Origin of the sequence: Streptomyces sp. SID1328, assembly GCF_009865595.1 — a bacterium.
Taxonomy (GTDB): Bacteria; Actinomycetota; Actinomycetes; order Streptomycetales; family Streptomycetaceae; genus Streptomyces; species Streptomyces griseoluteus.
Genome location: NZ_WWKH01000791.1, coordinates 1 through 15,763 on the forward strand (window position 1 = coordinate 1; position 15,763 = coordinate 15,763).

At 65.2% G+C, this 15,763-nt stretch carries 7 protein-coding genes; 6 read left to right on the forward strand and 1 reads right to left on the reverse strand.

Translation table 11 applies throughout. The annotated features are described in order from the left end of the window. The 3 genes from GT030_RS25455 to GT030_RS25465 form a co-directional block, all read left to right on the forward strand. Nucleotides 1-4,527 (forward strand): putative T7SS-secreted protein (locus tag GT030_RS25455; protein WP_237522812.1); only part of this gene is annotated, 4,527 nt, incomplete at its 5' end. Between the two features lie 8 nt (nt 4,528-4,535). Further along, entirely contained in the window at nt 4,536-5,057 is a 522-nt protein-coding gene (locus GT030_RS25460; RefSeq protein WP_161203112.1) for a hypothetical protein, read from the forward strand. Between the two features lie 217 nt (nt 5,058-5,274). Further along, nucleotides 5,275-5,835: a colicin immunity domain-containing protein gene (locus tag GT030_RS25465; RefSeq protein ID WP_161203113.1), complete on the forward strand. Its 561-nt coding sequence runs from the start codon at nt 5,275-5,277 to the stop codon at nt 5,833-5,835. An 818-nt stretch (nt 5,836-6,653) separates the two neighbouring features. Here the strand turns inward: GT030_RS25465 and GT030_RS25470 are convergent. After that, nucleotides 6,654-7,184, reverse strand: coding sequence for a hypothetical protein (locus GT030_RS25470; protein ID WP_161203114.1), 531 nt, complete (start codon nt 7,182-7,184; stop codon nt 6,654-6,656). Between the two features lie 1,458 nt (nt 7,185-8,642). Between GT030_RS25470 and GT030_RS25475 the strand changes: the two genes are divergently transcribed. The 3 genes from GT030_RS25475 (at nt 8,643) to GT030_RS25490 (ending at nt 13,759) form a co-directional block, all read left to right on the forward strand. Beyond that, complete coding sequence (locus GT030_RS25475) at nt 8,643-9,902, forward strand: nucleotide sugar dehydrogenase (RefSeq protein ID WP_161203115.1); 1,260 nt, start codon at nt 8,643-8,645, stop codon at nt 9,900-9,902. 212 nt (nt 9,903-10,114) lie between these two features. Further along, the gene (locus GT030_RS25480; protein ID WP_161203116.1) at nt 10,115-11,371 is read left to right on the forward strand and encodes a glycosyltransferase family 2 protein; all 1,257 of its coding nucleotides are present in this window, start codon (nt 10,115-10,117) and stop codon (nt 11,369-11,371) included. 1,290 nt (nt 11,372-12,661) lie between these two features. After that, the gene (locus tag GT030_RS25490) at nt 12,662-13,759 is read left to right on the forward strand and encodes a hypothetical protein (protein WP_161203118.1); all 1,098 of its coding nucleotides are present in this window, start codon (nt 12,662-12,664) and stop codon (nt 13,757-13,759) included. Nucleotides 13,760-15,763: the final 2,004 nt, after the last annotated feature.

The window sequence follows — 15,763 nt, forward strand, 5'->3', positions numbered from 1 at the left end:
GTGGAGGACTGGGGCGACGAGGTCGCCTCCGACCTGGGCGCGATGCCGGGCGAGCAGCAGCTCGGCCAGACCGAGCAGGCCGACGAACTCGTGCACGGCAAGCCGGAGAAGATCCGCGAGAGCGCGGGGCACCTGAAGGACTTCCACGGGGCGTTCGACAAGGTGGGCTCGGGTCTGAAGAAGGTCGACTCGGCGGGCTGGAAGGGCGAGGGCGGCGACGCCTTCCGCGAGAAGTTCGGCGTCCACCCCACCAAGTGGGCCCACGCGGCCGAGGCGTGCGGTGCGGCGGCGGCCGCGCTGGAACGGTACGCCGACACGGTCACCTGGGCGCAGAAACAGGCGGCGGAGGCCGTCGAGCTGTACAAGAAGGGCACGAAGGCGTTCGACGACGCGGCCGACGACTTCGAACGGAAGGCCGCCGCGTACAAGGCCAAGGCCGACGCGGGCGAGGACCCCGGAGCGGTACCGAAGCAGGACATGCAGGCGGGCAAGTCCGACCGCGACGCCGCCGCGACCAAGCTGAACGAGGCCCGCAAGCAGCGCAACACCGCGGCCGCCGAGGCCCAGGGCAAGATCAAGGCCGCCCTCGCCCACGCCCCCGCCGAACCCCCGCCCCTCGAACGCCTCGGCCACGACTTCACCGACGGCTACCAGGCCGCCAACACCGAACTGACCCACGTCGTCGGCGGCGCCCTCAAGGGCACGGCCGGCCTGGTCAACTTCGCCCGCGGCCTCAACCCGACGGACCCGTACAACCTGACGCACCCGGCGGCGTACCTCCAGAACGTCAATATGACGCTGTCGGGCCTGGTCTCCGCGGGGACCCACCCCGAGCGCACGGTCCAGGCGGCCATCGACGGCTTCAAGAAGGACCCGTCGGAGTTCGTGGGGCGGCTGATCCCGGAGCTGATCGGCACCAAGGGCGCGGGGCTGGCACGCGGCGGACTCCGGCTCGCCGTGAAGGAGGGCGCGGAGGAGGCCGCGAGCCAGGGCATCCGCCGTACCGCCCGGAACGTGATCGAGAAGGACGCGGACGACGTGGCCCGGCGTCCGGGCGAGAAGATCTGCGAGAAGGACCCCGTCGACGTCGCCACCGGCCGCATGGTGCTGCCGCAGACCGACGTGGCCCTGCCGGGCGTCCTTCCGCTGCTGGTCAAGCGGCAGTTCGAGTCGTCGTACCGGCTCGGCGGCTGGTTCGGCCCGTCCTGGTCCTCCACGCTGGACCAGCGGCTGGAGACGGACACCGAGGGCGTGGTGTTCGTCGGCGAGGACGGCCTCGTCCTGGCCTACCCGCACCCCGCGCCCGGCGTGCCGACCCTGCCCTCGCACGGCCCGCGGTGGCCGCTGGACCGGGTGGAGGGCGGCTACACCCTCACCGACCCGGAGTCGGGGCACACGCGGCACTTCGCCGACCGCTCCGACACCCTCGCGGTCCTGGAGCAGCTCGACGACCGCAACGGCAACTGGATCACCTTCGAGTACGACGCCGAGGGCGCGCCCAGCGCGCTTGTCCACAGCGGCGGCTACCACCTGGGGATATCCACCGCGGAGGGCCGCGTCACCGCCCTCCGCCTCACGGGCGCCGACCAGGAGCTGATCCGCTACGGCCACACCGGCGGCCACCTCACCGAGGTCACCAACTCCTCCGGCCGCCCCACCCGCTTCACCTACGACGAGTCGGCCCGCATCACCTCCTGGACCGACACCAACGACAGCCACTTCACCTACGGCTACGACGACCAGGACCGCTGCGTCCACCAGTCCGGCGCCGAGGGCCACCTGCGCTCCACCTTCGCCTACGGCGACCCGGACCCGGCCACCGGCGAATCCGTCACCGCCATCACCGACTCCCTCGGCCACACCAGCCACTACCGCGTCAACCGCCACTGCCAGGTCGTCGCCGAGACCGACCCGCTCGGCGCCACCACCCGCTACCAGCGCGACCGGCGCAACCGCCTCCTGTCGGTGACCGACCCCCTGGGCCACACCACGGAGTTCCACCGCGACGCCGACGGCAACCCGGTGAAGGTGATCCGCCCCGACGGCCGCGAGGCCCGCGCCGAGTACGACGCGCCCGGCCTCCCGGTGAAGGTGACCCGCCCCGACGGCACCACCGTCCGCCAGACCTACGACGACCGCGGCAACCTCACCTCGATCACGGACGCGGCCGGGCAGACCACGCACCTCGCGTACGACGCCGCCGGCCACCTCGTCTCCGTCACCGACCCGCTCGGCCACGCCACCACCATCGCCACCGACCGCGCCGGCCTCCCGCTGCGCGTCACCGACCCGCTGGGCGCGACCACCTCCTACGAGCGCGACGCCTTCGGCCGCCCGGTCGCGATCACCGACCCCGCCGGCGCGGTGACCCGCCTGGAGTGGACGGTGGAGGGCCACCTGGCCCGCCGCACGGCACCGGACGGCACCACCGAGTCATGGACGTACGACGGCGAGGGCAACCGCACCACCCACACCGACGCCCTCGGCCAGGTGTCCCGCTTCGAGTACACCCACTTCGACCTCCTGACGGCCCGCACCGGCCCGGACGGCGTACGGCACACCTTCACTTACGACACCGAGCTGCGGCTCACCGAGGTCACCAACCCGCAGGGCCTGAAGTGGAGTTACACGTACGACCCGGCGGGACGCCTCGCGGCGGAGACGGACTTCGACGACCGCACGCTCACCTACGCCTACGACCCCGCGAGCCGCCTCACCGCCCGCACCAACGTCCTCGGCGAGACCATCGCCTTCGAGCGGGACGAGCTGGGCCGCACCGTCCGCAAGGACGCGGCGGGCGCGGTCACCACGTACGCCTTCGACCTCACCGACCAGTTGGCCGAGGCGGTCGGCCCGGACGGCAGCACCCTCCGCATCCTGCGCGACCGCTACGGCCGCACCGTCTCGGAGACGGTCGATGGCCGCACGCTGACGTACACGCACGACGCCCTCGGCCGGCGCACCGGCCGCACCACCCCCACCGGCGCCACGACCACCTGGTCCTACGACCCGGCGGGCCGCCGCACCGGCATGGTCGCCTCCGGCCACAGCATCGACTTCACCTACGACGCGGCCGGCCGCGAAGTCGGCCGCCACATAGGCGAGTCACTCTCCCTGGAGCACACCTTCGACGTGCTGGGCCGCCTCAAGGCCCAGTCGGTACGGACGGCGCGCGGCGGCCTCCTCCGCCACCGCGCGTACGAGTACCGGGCGGACGGCAACGTCACCCGCGTCGAGGACGACCTGTCCTCCCGCACCTTCGACCTGGACGCCACCGGCCGGGTCACGGCGGTCCACGCGGCAGGCTGGACGGAGCGCTACGCGTACGACGAGGCGGGCAACCAGACCGAGGCGAGCTGGCCCTCGACCCACCCGGGCGGCGAGGCGACGGGCCCGCGTACCTACGCCGGCACCCGCATCACCCGGGCGGGCGGCATCCGCTACGAACACGACGCCCTCGGCCGCACGGTCCTCCGCCAGAAGACCCGCCTCTCCCGTCGCCCCGACACCTGGCGCTACGAATGGGACGCCGAGGACCGCCTCACCGCGGTGACCACCCCGGACGGCACCCGCTGGCACTACACCTACGACCCCCTGGGCCGCCGCACGGCGAAGCTCCGCATGGCGGGCGAGACGGTCGTGGAACGGGTGGACTTCACCTGGGACGGCACGACCCTCTGTGAACAGACCACGACGTCAACGGAGTTGCCCCACCCGGTGACCCTCACCTGGGACCACCAGGGCCTCCACCCGGTCACCCAGACGGAACGCATCACTTCCGCCACCTCCGACGCGGACATCGACTCCCGCTTCTACGCCATTGTCACCGACCTGATCGGCACCCCGACGGAACTGGTCGACGAGGCCGGCGAAACGGCCTGGCGCACCCGAAGCACGCTGTGGGGCACCACGGCCTGGGCGGCAGACAGCACGGCGTACACACCGCTGCGGTTTCCGGGGCAGTACTACGACCCGGAAACCGGGCTGCATCACAACTACTTCCGGGTCTACGACCCGGAGACGGCGCGGTACTTGTCACAGGACCCCCTGGGGTTGGTGCCGGGCCCGAATCCCGTCACTTATGTACCCAACCCACATATGTGGGTGGACCCGCTGGGACTTAAGTGTGAGGAGCCTGAACTGCCAGAGGGGTATACCTCTCGGCCTGCTTTGAATGATCCATATCATCCAGATGTGGTGGACGAACGCATTGCTGATATGCGTGAGATGTACGGCGTAAAAGAGCGCCCCGCGAGCAGTATGATCGGAGCGAATGGAACTCAAGTCACGAGTAAAACTATGTGGAACCATGGTCCGTACCGCATCGATGTGGAGAATCCTAATCCTGGTCAACGGCCTGGGCAGATGCACTTCCAGGATCAGAGTAACCCGACTGCCAAGTACCAGTACAATTTCAGTGACGGGAAGTTTGAAGGGCTGCCGCGATCCATTGAGCGTGAGATCGCTAACGTTCGCGGCTTCCATGCTGGAATCCGCAAGGGCCTCAATATGTTGGGAGAGGGTTGACTGTGAAGATGAATGCCGCGATGAGGTCTCTGATGGATGGCGGTGTTCCATCCATTCAGGCGGACGACGCACCCCTCGCATTCAGGGAGATTGCTGGGGCGGGGTGGCTCCTCGATGATCGAGGTGCTGTTCTCCTGGTTGCGCTAAATGGACCGAATGGCCAGTCTGCCCCCAAAGGTGTCGAAGATATCTCTTATTTTGAGGCACAGGCAAACGGGCGTGGAATGATGGACTACGACTTGAGTGTGTCGGGTGCGGAAAGGAAGCAAATTCTCCTGCGGCGCTCGCTCGCCTATGCTTGCCTTGCGCTCCGCAATCTACCCGAGCAGATAAGAACACCCGTGCATGCCTACATCTCCATGTCTGAAGGTGGCCTGTCGGATGACACCGTCACGGCGAATGTCACCTTTAGTGCTGTCCGGGATGGGGTAGCGGCCTACATCGACGACATCGACATATACGAAGAAGAGGCTCTATTGGAGCTGACCAGTTCCGACGCCAGAGGGCTGCTGTACGAGCCTGGTCTGTGATCACGGGGTCTCTTGAGCTGTGACGCCGGAAGTACAGGAGTTCGCAGTACTACTCGCTCCCGACGGTGTCCCCTCCCTGGCTGACTGGCAAATCAGTGACGCCTCTCCCCGTGGGTGGGCGACTGGATGCGACACTGGCGCGCCGGGTAACGGCAGGGTGCCACGAGATCGGAGCCGCTACCTCCGGTATGCATCTCTCGGCGCGGGAACCGATGCCGTGACCCGCGAACTCCCCGCCGACGCGTCCGTCCGGCCTCCCACCCTCCTTTGGACCCCCGACCGCCAAGCCGCCCTCCTCTTCTCGGCCCCCGGCCACGCCCTCCTGGCCGGCACCAGCCCCTTCATGGCCGCAGCCGCCCCCGAGGGCATCGACGCAGCCCGAGCCCGCTGCACCCGCTACGCCCGCAGGCAAGCGGCCCGCCACCCCGACCTCCTCGCGGTGGCGGCTGCGTACGCCCCCACCTACCACGCCTGGTCCCACCCCGCGGAAGTTTCCCCGGACACCGCCACAGCCCAGCACCTGCACCTACTAAGAGAGTTCACCGACGGCACCCTCCCAGCCCCCGCCTTCGCCCACGCCTGGTGGCAGACCCGCCGAACCGCACAGCCAAACGGTGAGCGGGTCCGGGGGAGCCTGCAAGAACTCTTCGACCGCGTCTTCCTGCTCCTGGAGGACTACAAGGTGGACCCCGAACTGGCCGAGCCCGCCGATCTCACGGCCACGGAACTCCAAACAGCGGTGTCCGAGGCATACGGGAACGGCCTGGTAGGCCCCTAGAGACCGCGCAGCGCCTCGTGCAGATCGTCGTAACGCGTCCAGCAGTCGACGGAGCCGTCCTGGTACAGGCTGCCCATGTACCAGCAGTCAAAGCGCTTGTCTGCAGCGTTAGTCTCTGCCCGTTGTACGGAGAGAGCGTCCTCAACGACCCCATAGTGCTCAACGATCCGAGCCTTCGCCTGAGCTAGAGCTACGTCCTCAGAGATGGACTCGCCCCAAGGGGCACCCAGGGATCGGTCGCGAAACTTGCCGTAGGAAGCTCCGACGGCCGGTGCGTGACGACGACACCGGAGCTCTCAGCTTGGGAAGCTCCGGTCATGGACGGGTGACTTGCAGGGATGACCTGCGGTCGAGCGGCGACAGAGCCGGGCTGGCCGGCGAAGTGATTCCCCGCCATTCCCCACGCTTCGCCGTACGATCTGGCACCCGTGTGGCACGTGAAGCTTCTGGTCCGTAGCTCTGTAGGCATGGGCGGTGCACCCTTGGGACTGGCCTCCTGGTCGCCGGAGACCCTGCGGATCTCCTCCAGGGTCCAACCTGGCGATAGCTGACTGCTTGCCATCCAAGGAGGATGACAGCCGCACTCGGCCGGGTGCGGCACTGGGCCTGGTGGAGGCTCTCTGCCATCGTCCGAGGAGAGCTTAGAGCAGTCGTAGTGCCACGCGTATGGCACGGTCCCGGACACGACGAAGGGCCAGCCCGGGAGGCAAACCTCCTGTGCTGGCCCTTCGGCCTGTGCCCTGGCAGGATTCGAACCCGCGACACCAGTCAGCTGTGGATGTCAGGTGGGCCAGGGTTCTCTGCGCCGGGCGCCGCTGTCACCACTCGTCGTGGTCGTTGATCACCTGGAAGCTGGCCACCACACCATCGTCACTGAACATGCCAGCATCGTTACCGAACATGCCAACGAGGTCGGTACGGGGCACAGTGCCAGAGGTCTCGTCGTGGGGACCCACGGTGGCGACCGGAGAACCGGCACAGTCGAAGCCCCGGAAGACCGCGACGGTCTTCCGGCTGTCATTGAAAATGTAGAAGCTGCTGGAGCTGGCCGCAGTGACGCAGCCGTCGGCGGAGGCGGAATACGTACGTTCGTTGAAGTAGATCCTTCCGCCTTCCTCGTGACCGTCGTCGCGTCCGCCCTCGTCGTGGCCCTCGGTCCTCTCGGCGCTCGCACTCTTGTCGCCCGAGGGAGCCGCGACTGGAGCGGCGCGGTGCACAGGCAGGGCCGCTTGGTGCGCAGGTCGGGCCACTCGGTGGACAGACTGGGAGGCCGGGGTAGATCCGACGGTCGGGGCATGGATGATGCCGGCGGCTGCAAGGGCGGTCGCGCCTATTCCGGTGCCAAGCACGGCATAAATATGCGGAGGCATGTCACTTCTCTCTGTCGGACGGACGTCGGCCGGGCAACCGACCTGCGCTGAACGTACCGACAGCTCCCATGGCTGGCATTTCGGACGTACCTCTGGTGTGATTCCGCGAGTCCAATCGGGTACCAGCGGTTCAGGAACCGTGGCACCGCCGCAGGTCCCGGACCGAGATCGGAACCTCGTCGCGGCCCACGCCGCGTGCATGGCCTCAGCTTTCGTAGGGTCGATCATCGAGAGTGGGTCGCTTTGCCCGGTCTGACCTTTCACGACGGTACGAGCTGGAGCGACAGCTCCACGAGTGGCGCCGATGCCAAGGCACGCGTGGGCCTCACTGGCTGTCTCAGCGATCTCGGGGGCACGTCGAGGAAGTCCGGTCGGCGGATACTCAAGGGCTCCCAGACACGCAAGCAGAAACAGCTCAGGCCGGTACTGAATCCAGTACCGGCCTGAGCTGCTGTTTCGGCTGTCGGGGTGGCGGGATTTGAACCCACGACCTCTTCGTCCCGAACTATCGGCTGCGAGGCCATTGACGCCTGCTGGGCTGGTTCGGCGGCCACTGACGGTCCTTGGTGACCACCAAGCGCCGCAAAGGTTGCTGTACTTCGCTGCTTGCAGCGCCGCGGTACGGAGCGGCAGTTGCACAGGCCGCATGGGCAGCGAATGCAGGCGCCCGCCGCGCGTGCCAGGCAACCGGATCAGCCAGGGCCTCCGGGTAGACGTGACTTGTGCTCCTCACTCGAAGGTAAGCCCAGTTGCAAGGCGTGAGGCGTGCCGTGGAGCCTGCGCGGCACCGCCTGCCTGGGAGCCAGACCGGTGGCACAGGGTGCGCGCTGGAGCGAGCACGAATCGCAGAGGGCATCAGTAGCGGTGCCGCGTTGCGACAACAGTCGTCCGCCGGAGAGGGGTTGCTGAAGGCTCGATAGAGACAGATGAGGAAGAGATGTGAAGATCAACTTGCCATCCTCGATATGCGTCCGGGCGACGGAGCGAGGGCGGTTTGCGTCGTCAGGGCACCACGGTCAACCGTGTCAACCGACTCGATAACGGCCCGAAATAGGCCGAGCGAGCGCGATATGACGGTCCGTCATCCCCACGAGCGAGGCCTCCGAGGCGTTCACGGGTATCAAGTTGGCAAAGGGGCTTGCGCGTAACTTACTCTTGTTGAACTCTTAAGCTTCACAGACGAGGGGGTCTTGTGAAGATCGCTGCGTGTGTTTGGCGCACGTCTAGGCAGGGGGCCTGGACGGGTCGTTGACCCAGTGGCGACTCAAGAGGAACGCCGACTGCAGCTCAGGGGCTCAGCGCACCTCTTCAGCACCGCAATCCATTGCAGTACCCGACGCCGTGGCTGCCTGCTTCAGGAACAGGTCGCCGCACTTCAGGGGCGTCGTTTTCCGGCCCGCACGTACGTGCGACCCGGATCAAGGGGAGGAAACCACCATGCACATTTGTGTGCTCGGACAGGGCTACGTCGGCCTGCCTCTGGCCCTGCAGGCCGCCGAGGCCGGCCACATCGTGACTGGCTACGAACCCGACCAACGCCGCTGCGAGAGCCTGGCGGCCGGCTCGTCCTACATCGAGGACATCGAATCGACCCGCCTGCAAAGGGTGCTGAGCTCGGGGGCTTACACCCCGAGCTCGGATCCGAAGGACCTCAAGGGCTTCGACGTCGCGGTCATCACGGTGCCGACACCGCTCACCGACCGTTCTCCCGACCTCAGCTGTGTGCGCGAAGCCGGCCGAACGCTGGCCACATGGATTGAGCCTGGTGCCACTGTGGTGTTGGAGTCGACCACGCACCCTGGTACTACCCGCGACGTGCTCGTCCCTCTACTGGAGATGGGCTCGGGCCTTGTTGCTGGCCGAGACTTCCATGTCGGTTTCAGTCCCGAACGTATCGACCCTGGTAACGCCGAGTGGCGGCTGGAGAACACTCCCAAGATCGTTGCGGGTCTCACTGACGCCTGCCTGCAGCGCGTGAAGGCCTTCTACGACTCCGTCACTGAGGTGACCGTGCCGGCCTCCGGCGTGGAAGAGGCTGAGCTGGCGAAGGTGTTCGAGAACACCTATCGGCACGTCAATATCGCCTTGGTCAACGAGCTTTCCCGGATGGCGCACATACTTGGCGTCGACGTGTGGAACACCCTCGACCTGGCTGCGACCAAGCCGTTCGGGTTCACCAAGTTTCTGCCCGGTCCCGGTGTGGGCGGACATTGCCTGCCCATCGACCCCGTTTACCTCAGTCACCACGTCAAGACCCAGCACGGGCAGACCTTCCGGCTCATCGAACTGGCTCAGGACATCAACGAAAGCCAGCCCGATTACGTGGTGCGCCGCCTGCAGGACTCTCTCAGTCGCCGCTTCCGCCGCAGCGTGCATGGCGCCCGCGTCCTCGCCCTCGGCGCCGCCTACAAGCCTGGTACTGCTGACGCCCGTCAGTCGCCAGCAGTGCAGGTCATCGACCGGCTGCGTGCCATGGGGGCGGATGTCACCGTCGTCGACCCCTACCTGGGTGATGGCGGCTGTCAAGCCATCCCCTTCGCTGCGGAAGAAAGCGGCATCAGCGTGGCTGACTTCCACGCGGTCGTCGTGCTCACACCGCACGGCCAATTCGACCTGGAGCAGCTTGCAGCCGAGGCGGCATACGTCCTCGACACCCGAGGCGTCATGCCGGCCGCGGAGCACATCGAGCGGCTGTAGAAGCCCATCGCCCAGGCGAGCAAGTACGTGCTGGACACCAGGGGCGTCATGCCGCTGGCATCTCACATCGAACGGCTCTGAGAGCCATGGGAGGGAAACATGTACAACGGACTGGCCCACACGGGCCTCGGGGCGATGCTCCTGACGGGAGTGGCCCTACTGATGGCGGCGGTCGGCTCGCTGATGAAGGTGATCACCGGGGGAAGTCGGGGATGAACCTGACGGTTGCTGTCCTCGTCCCCGCCCACAACGAGGAGACGACGATCGGGGAGCTGGTCCGGGCCTGCCTGGAGCAGCCCTACCCCATCGAGCAACTCATCGTGGTCGCGGACTCCTGCAAGGACCGCACGGCCGAGGTGGCCCGTGAGGCAGGAGCGACGCTGGTCCTGGAGACCCGGTACGCCGACAAGGCGGCCAACCAAAACGAGGCACTGCCCTACATCACGGCCGACGTGATCGTGGGCTTCGACGGTGACTCCAAGCCGACCCCGGACTGCATCCGGCTGATGGTGGAGGACCTGGAGAAGGGCTACGACGCCACATGCTCCTCGATCCTGCCGCTCCAGGACACCGGCTTCTTCATCGAGGCCCGCCGGTTCGCCTACAGCCTCGGGGCGATGTGGTGGCGGCTGTGCCAGCGCCAGGTGGGCCGCATCCAGGTCCTCACGGGCGCCTCGTACGCCTTCCGGACCGATGTGGTGCGGGCCGTGGGTGGCTTCCCCAACGGTCTCATCAGCGCCGACATGGACATCACCTGGAAGCTGCACGAGGGCGGCTACAAGACTTGGTACACGTCCAAGGCGCTGACGCTGACCGTGGACCCGGAAACCTGGGTCGAGTACAAGGCGCAGATGCCCCGGTGGGCGGCCGGGTACTTCCAGAACGTCGCCCGGTACCGGCGGCTGATGCTGAACTGGCGCTCGCTGCTCACGGTGGGTACGGCCATGTTCGACCTCGTCACGCTGTGGTGGTGGGTCGTGGTGGTGCTCTACAGCCTGGCCACCTGGCAGCACCTGAGCATGTTCCGGTACATGGGCTACTGGTTCGCCGGGCACACCGTGCTGACGATGTTCCTCGTCTCGCGGGTGGTGGGCTGGAAGAAGGCCGCGCTGGGCTTCGCGCCCTACACGCTGCTGAACTTCTACAACAAGTACCTGTACACGAAATCGATGTTCAGAGAGTGGCTGCTCGGCCGCCACTACACCGCGTGGACCGGCCGCAGTGGCCGGGCAGTGGAGATCTCCCCAATGTCCTCCAGGCGCAAGCAGGCGTTCTCGGTGGCCCTGCTTTCGGCCTCGGTGGTGCTGGCGGGCTTCGGAGCCTTCGCACAGAGCCCCCTGCTGGTCGCTCTGGCGAGCGCTGCGGGTCTCGGTGGGGTCGCGTTCCTTCTGGGGGTGCTGCAAGCCTCCAGGGGCCGCCACAAGGCCATGAAGGCCCGCGAGGCGGAGAAGGACAAGGTCTACGCATGACAAAGATGACCACGGTGGCCCTCCTGATCCTGGGAGTGGCCACCCTGGCCACCTGCTGCAACCCGGGTCTCCCTGGATCCTAAAGACACTCCTACCTGGGGTCGTTGATGTCAGCGTTGTCTGTCAGCAGAACGCTACGGCACCGGACAGGCCTCCAAAGGCTCATTCGGCCGATCGGCGCAGCGCCACCAGACATGCCGACCAGTACACCTCCATAGCGTCCGGACCTCATAGGCTGACTGCACTCGCGATACGCCGAGGCGTCGTCGGTCATGCGGCGCGCCCCAACCGAGCGACCGCTTCGTCCCGAAGCAACTTGCGCTCGGCCTCTGCCTTGGGACGGGGTGCCTCGCACCTCGGCGGATGGTCCGCAGGCGTCCGCGCTTGTTCGCGGGTGTTCGTCGGCGTTGCCACGCAGTTAGACACTCAGCGAGGGCAACGGTTCTGCGTTCCAACAGTCTTCATGCGAAAGGCTCGCCCCCGCCCGGCTCTGTGGAAGGCTACGGTGATTCCGTGAACAAGGGGGACTCATGTATGTGCCATCAGAGGGGCCCGCAGACCGCTTTGTACCACCGCCCGGGGGCCTGCACCGGCTCCACCTCGTTGAGTACCAAGGTGGATTGCGTCTCTGCGAGGACGCTACGGGCCTCCTCGTCGGTCCAACCGATCGACGGCTGCAGCGCGCCGGACTCTACGTCACGAACCTACGTGGTCTGACGTACTACCAAGCGGCGGCAAGACAGGCTGACCTGCGCCCGGGCCAGCCGTTGCGCTTGGTGCCTGAGCCTGACAACCCCCACGACGCCTATGCTGTAGCGGTCTACCCAAACCAGGGCAACGGCCCGATCGGGTACATCAATAAGCAGAAAGCTCGTGCTTGGTCCCGAGTGATCGCCGAGGGAGCGCAACTCTCGGCAGTGAGCCTGCGGGGGACAGGGCCGGGAGTGAAGTGTGAGGCGGTGGCGGTTCTGGCTGCCGAACCGAGGGTGATCGCCCACCTTCTATCGCCGCGGCCCTCGTCGCTCCCTCTGCCGGCGTTCCTCCAGTAGCGATCGCCTATCACCGCTCAACGCCTCAGCTAGGGTGATCTAGGGCTCGCTGCCAGTCATGACCTGCGGCGGAGCGGTGTCGGCGCCAGGTGGGCGGTCCGCTGGTTACCCGGTGTTCCCCGTGGTTCCCCGCACAACCTGGCACGGGTCTGGCACGCGTGAACTGCAAGAGGAAGCGGTCCCGCGCGCTCACTGACAAAGCACGGGCGTGAGATGACCAACCGTTGCTAGCCTGCTGGGCGTGTCGCAGGAAGCTGAGCCGGGGAGCCCGCCCGAACAGGGCCACATGATCCTGCTCCCGATCAGGCTGGATGAGAACCGCACCGTTGAAGGTGTCACCTTCGTGCCGTCTCCCTGGGGGGCTCCCCTTGCTATGGCACTGAGGGGCAAGGATGAAGATGGACAGCCCTGGCTTGCTATCGCTAACGAGACTCCGGTCAGTTGGCTCCGCGTCGGCGCGTCGATTCCCAAGTCGGAATTGGAGATCCTCCACCTGCAAAGGCTCGCGACTGATCACAAATGTTCCACAGGCGGCGAACTCTACGAGGCGATAGATCCGGTCGCCCCCGGTGAAGATCCCCCTGACATTTATGCACATGCGGCCGGAAGTAAGATCGGCTGGGAACTGACCGCTTTCAGTAACTCCAGCCGGAGGTACGCTCAGGCTCTCTTCTTTGAGGTCTCCAAGCGACTTGCATTTCAGCAAAGGCATCGCATCGGTCATCTAACTGGCTACCACATTTCCATGTGGTTCGGTGCTGCTGATGATCCCGCTGGCCTGCCATTCAAGGCCAATAAGGAGAGTTCCTATGATCGGTTGATCGATGCCCTTGTGGCGCATCGCCCAGATCCAGATCAATTCAAGGTTCAAGGATCTCAGCCCCCTATGCAGGTGACTGGTGCTGACCCGGTAAGAACGCCTGACGACGTCAACTTCATGTCCATCCCGCTGCTCGGAGGCGCTCCCGCATCTGGGCTGTTTGCAATGACTGGTATGAGTGTGGGGTTGGCTTTCCAGTCCGACCATGTCGCATCGCAAGAGTGGGTCAACCTGCGAAAGATCATCAAGCGTAAGGACAAACCGGCCAATAATCGTCTCCTGATTTCGGCTGGAGCTCCGGATGCCATGGGCCGGTGCTTCGCTGCTGAAGAAATCTTGGCCCATTTCATGCTCGACAATCCGGAAGGCGTTTCGGCGAATCACTTGTCGTCCGTTATTCTCCATTTCTGGAGCACGGGACAGGCTTTTGAGTTGATGGGTTCTAAACCTGTGGAATTGTGGCCTGCGGTGTATCAAGGTTACAACCCGATGGCACACCCTTTCGCCCTGTCGTTGTAGATCCACAGTGCCAGCACGTCCTCATCCGTAAAAACTCCCGCGCTCTGGTCGGCGCCGCTAGAATTGCGAGCAGCAAGCTGCAAGTGGGCAAGAATAGCGTGCTCCTCACTCCCGTCGTCGACGTCTCATCGACTGCCCTTCGACACGCATTATGATGTATACCGTCGCGCCGCTCGATACCATGGTGAGCGCCGCCCTGTCGTCGTCAGAGGAATCCTCGACGCGACTCCTGGAAAGCGAGCGACCATGCAAGTTTCGGCTTTCGATGCGGACCGTTCTGTCGCCACTTTCGAGGATCTCGATTAACCCACTTGGTTGATTCGATCGCTGACGCCGAAACACTTCGCCACCAGGCTGCGCACTACAGCTCGCTTCAGAGAGCGACTAAGCTACCACTTCCGATATCGGAAGACTCGTACGCGCGTTTTCATGGCTAGCGTGTGCGCAAGGTTACGGACGCGCCCTGGCTGCCCTGCAGGATCAGCTACTGCCTCACTGTGGCTCACTACCTTCTTAGAGCCCCCGGCTATGGGTGGTCGGCCGCCGTGCACGAAGGGCACTTCCGCCTTTGACGGTATTCCGAGCACTTGGACATTAAAGACCTTGGAGAAATCTCCGAGCAGCGTCTGAGCGGGGACAGCGTGCACGGTGGGCCATTTCCTGTGGTCGGCGGAGGCGTCTCCCCCGTGACCGAATAGCGCCAAGGAGTATGCGCGACGGTGAGGGTCGTGCCGTGGAGAGTAACGAACCCCATCAAGCCCGCTCTGTTTCCATGCGGCAGCCCAAGCTTGCGTGACCGCATAAGCGGCCGAAGAACTCATTTCTGATGCGATCACCCCAAATCCGCCTACTCGTTGGCTCCAAAGATTTGCGGCGCGGTAGTCGTAAGGCAGTCTTATGCCGGAAACGAACCACCCCGCAAATGCATCAGCATCCAGTTCCGGAGGACTGGCGTCTAGCAGAGCGGGTCCCAATCTCTCTGCGAGAGCTGACAAGGGGTTGTTCGCTACGTACAAAGTGCCCTTCGGGGCCGCCAGATCGAATCGCCCACCCTTGTGTTCGTGGCCTGGCTGCGGGGCACTGGCAAAGTACCACGGACCTTTTTCGTGCGCGCGATAGACCTTGGTGCCATGTCTAATGCGGAGATTCGGAAAACCGCGGAGCTTCTGACCGGCTGCCGGCGGCCCTTGATGCACCTCGTCGCGTCGTGTCATCGACTTCACGTCCCCTGCAAGTTCTGCGACCTAGCTGCTCCAGCGCGCCGCATAGCTTTCAGCATATTTCACAACTCGATCAGTGCTCTTGCTCTGCCTGATCCAGGAAACGGGGCTCAAGCCATCGAGTTCGGCGCTTGGAGTTTGCGCCCAAATCGCGATTGTCCAGGCACTCGTCCGTACTTCAGCGAAAGGTCGCAGCGCGGCACTCCAACCTTCAATAAGCCGGTCGCCGCGAAACTGCCAATCGGGATATATGGCATACCCGTCCGAGGTGATCAATTCAAGTATGTCACGTGCGCCGACACGATCCTGAAGCTCATCCGGGGAGATTTTGAGCAGTTCGCAGACGCTTTCAACGCTCCGGAAAGGGCCAACCTTCTCACTAAGTCGCGAGGACGCTGGCCGGGTTTCTCTGTATTGATAGGCGGATGCGTCTTGCCTATTATTCGAGCGCCCCGAAATTCTCGCACTAGCTACTTTTATAGCCTTGCCAGTCCGGGTGACCGCAGCCTTTACCCTGTGCTTCGGATCACTGACGTTGCGGTTTTTGTTGCCCGCTTGAACTTCTCTGTCCGACAATTTCCTTCACCGCCTTCCCCTTTGCCAGGTTGCCTCCCACTCCCGTCGTGGTCAAACGCAGAAGACAGGACTGGAGCATGTTCGGCCGTGCCTTACCCACTACTCTCCCCAGCTCCCATCCCGTACGCCGTCGACCCACACATCGTGGAGCGGGCGTGGCTCCTGGCGTCCAGGTGGAGCGCGCCACTGTACGAACGACCTGGACGCC

Bases quoted from the DNA above. Each gene is read 5' to 3' on its own strand.
- GT030_RS25475 (WP_161203115.1), top strand. From the start codon at position 8,643: ATGCACATTTGTGTGCTCGGACAGGGCTACGTCGGCCTGCCTCTGGCC.
- GT030_RS25460 (WP_161203112.1), top strand. From the start codon at position 4,536: ATGAATGCCGCGATGAGGTCTCTGATGGATGGCGGTGTTCCATCCATT.
- GT030_RS25480 (WP_161203116.1), top strand. From the start codon at position 10,115: ATGAACCTGACGGTTGCTGTCCTCGTCCCCGCCCACAACGAGGAGACG.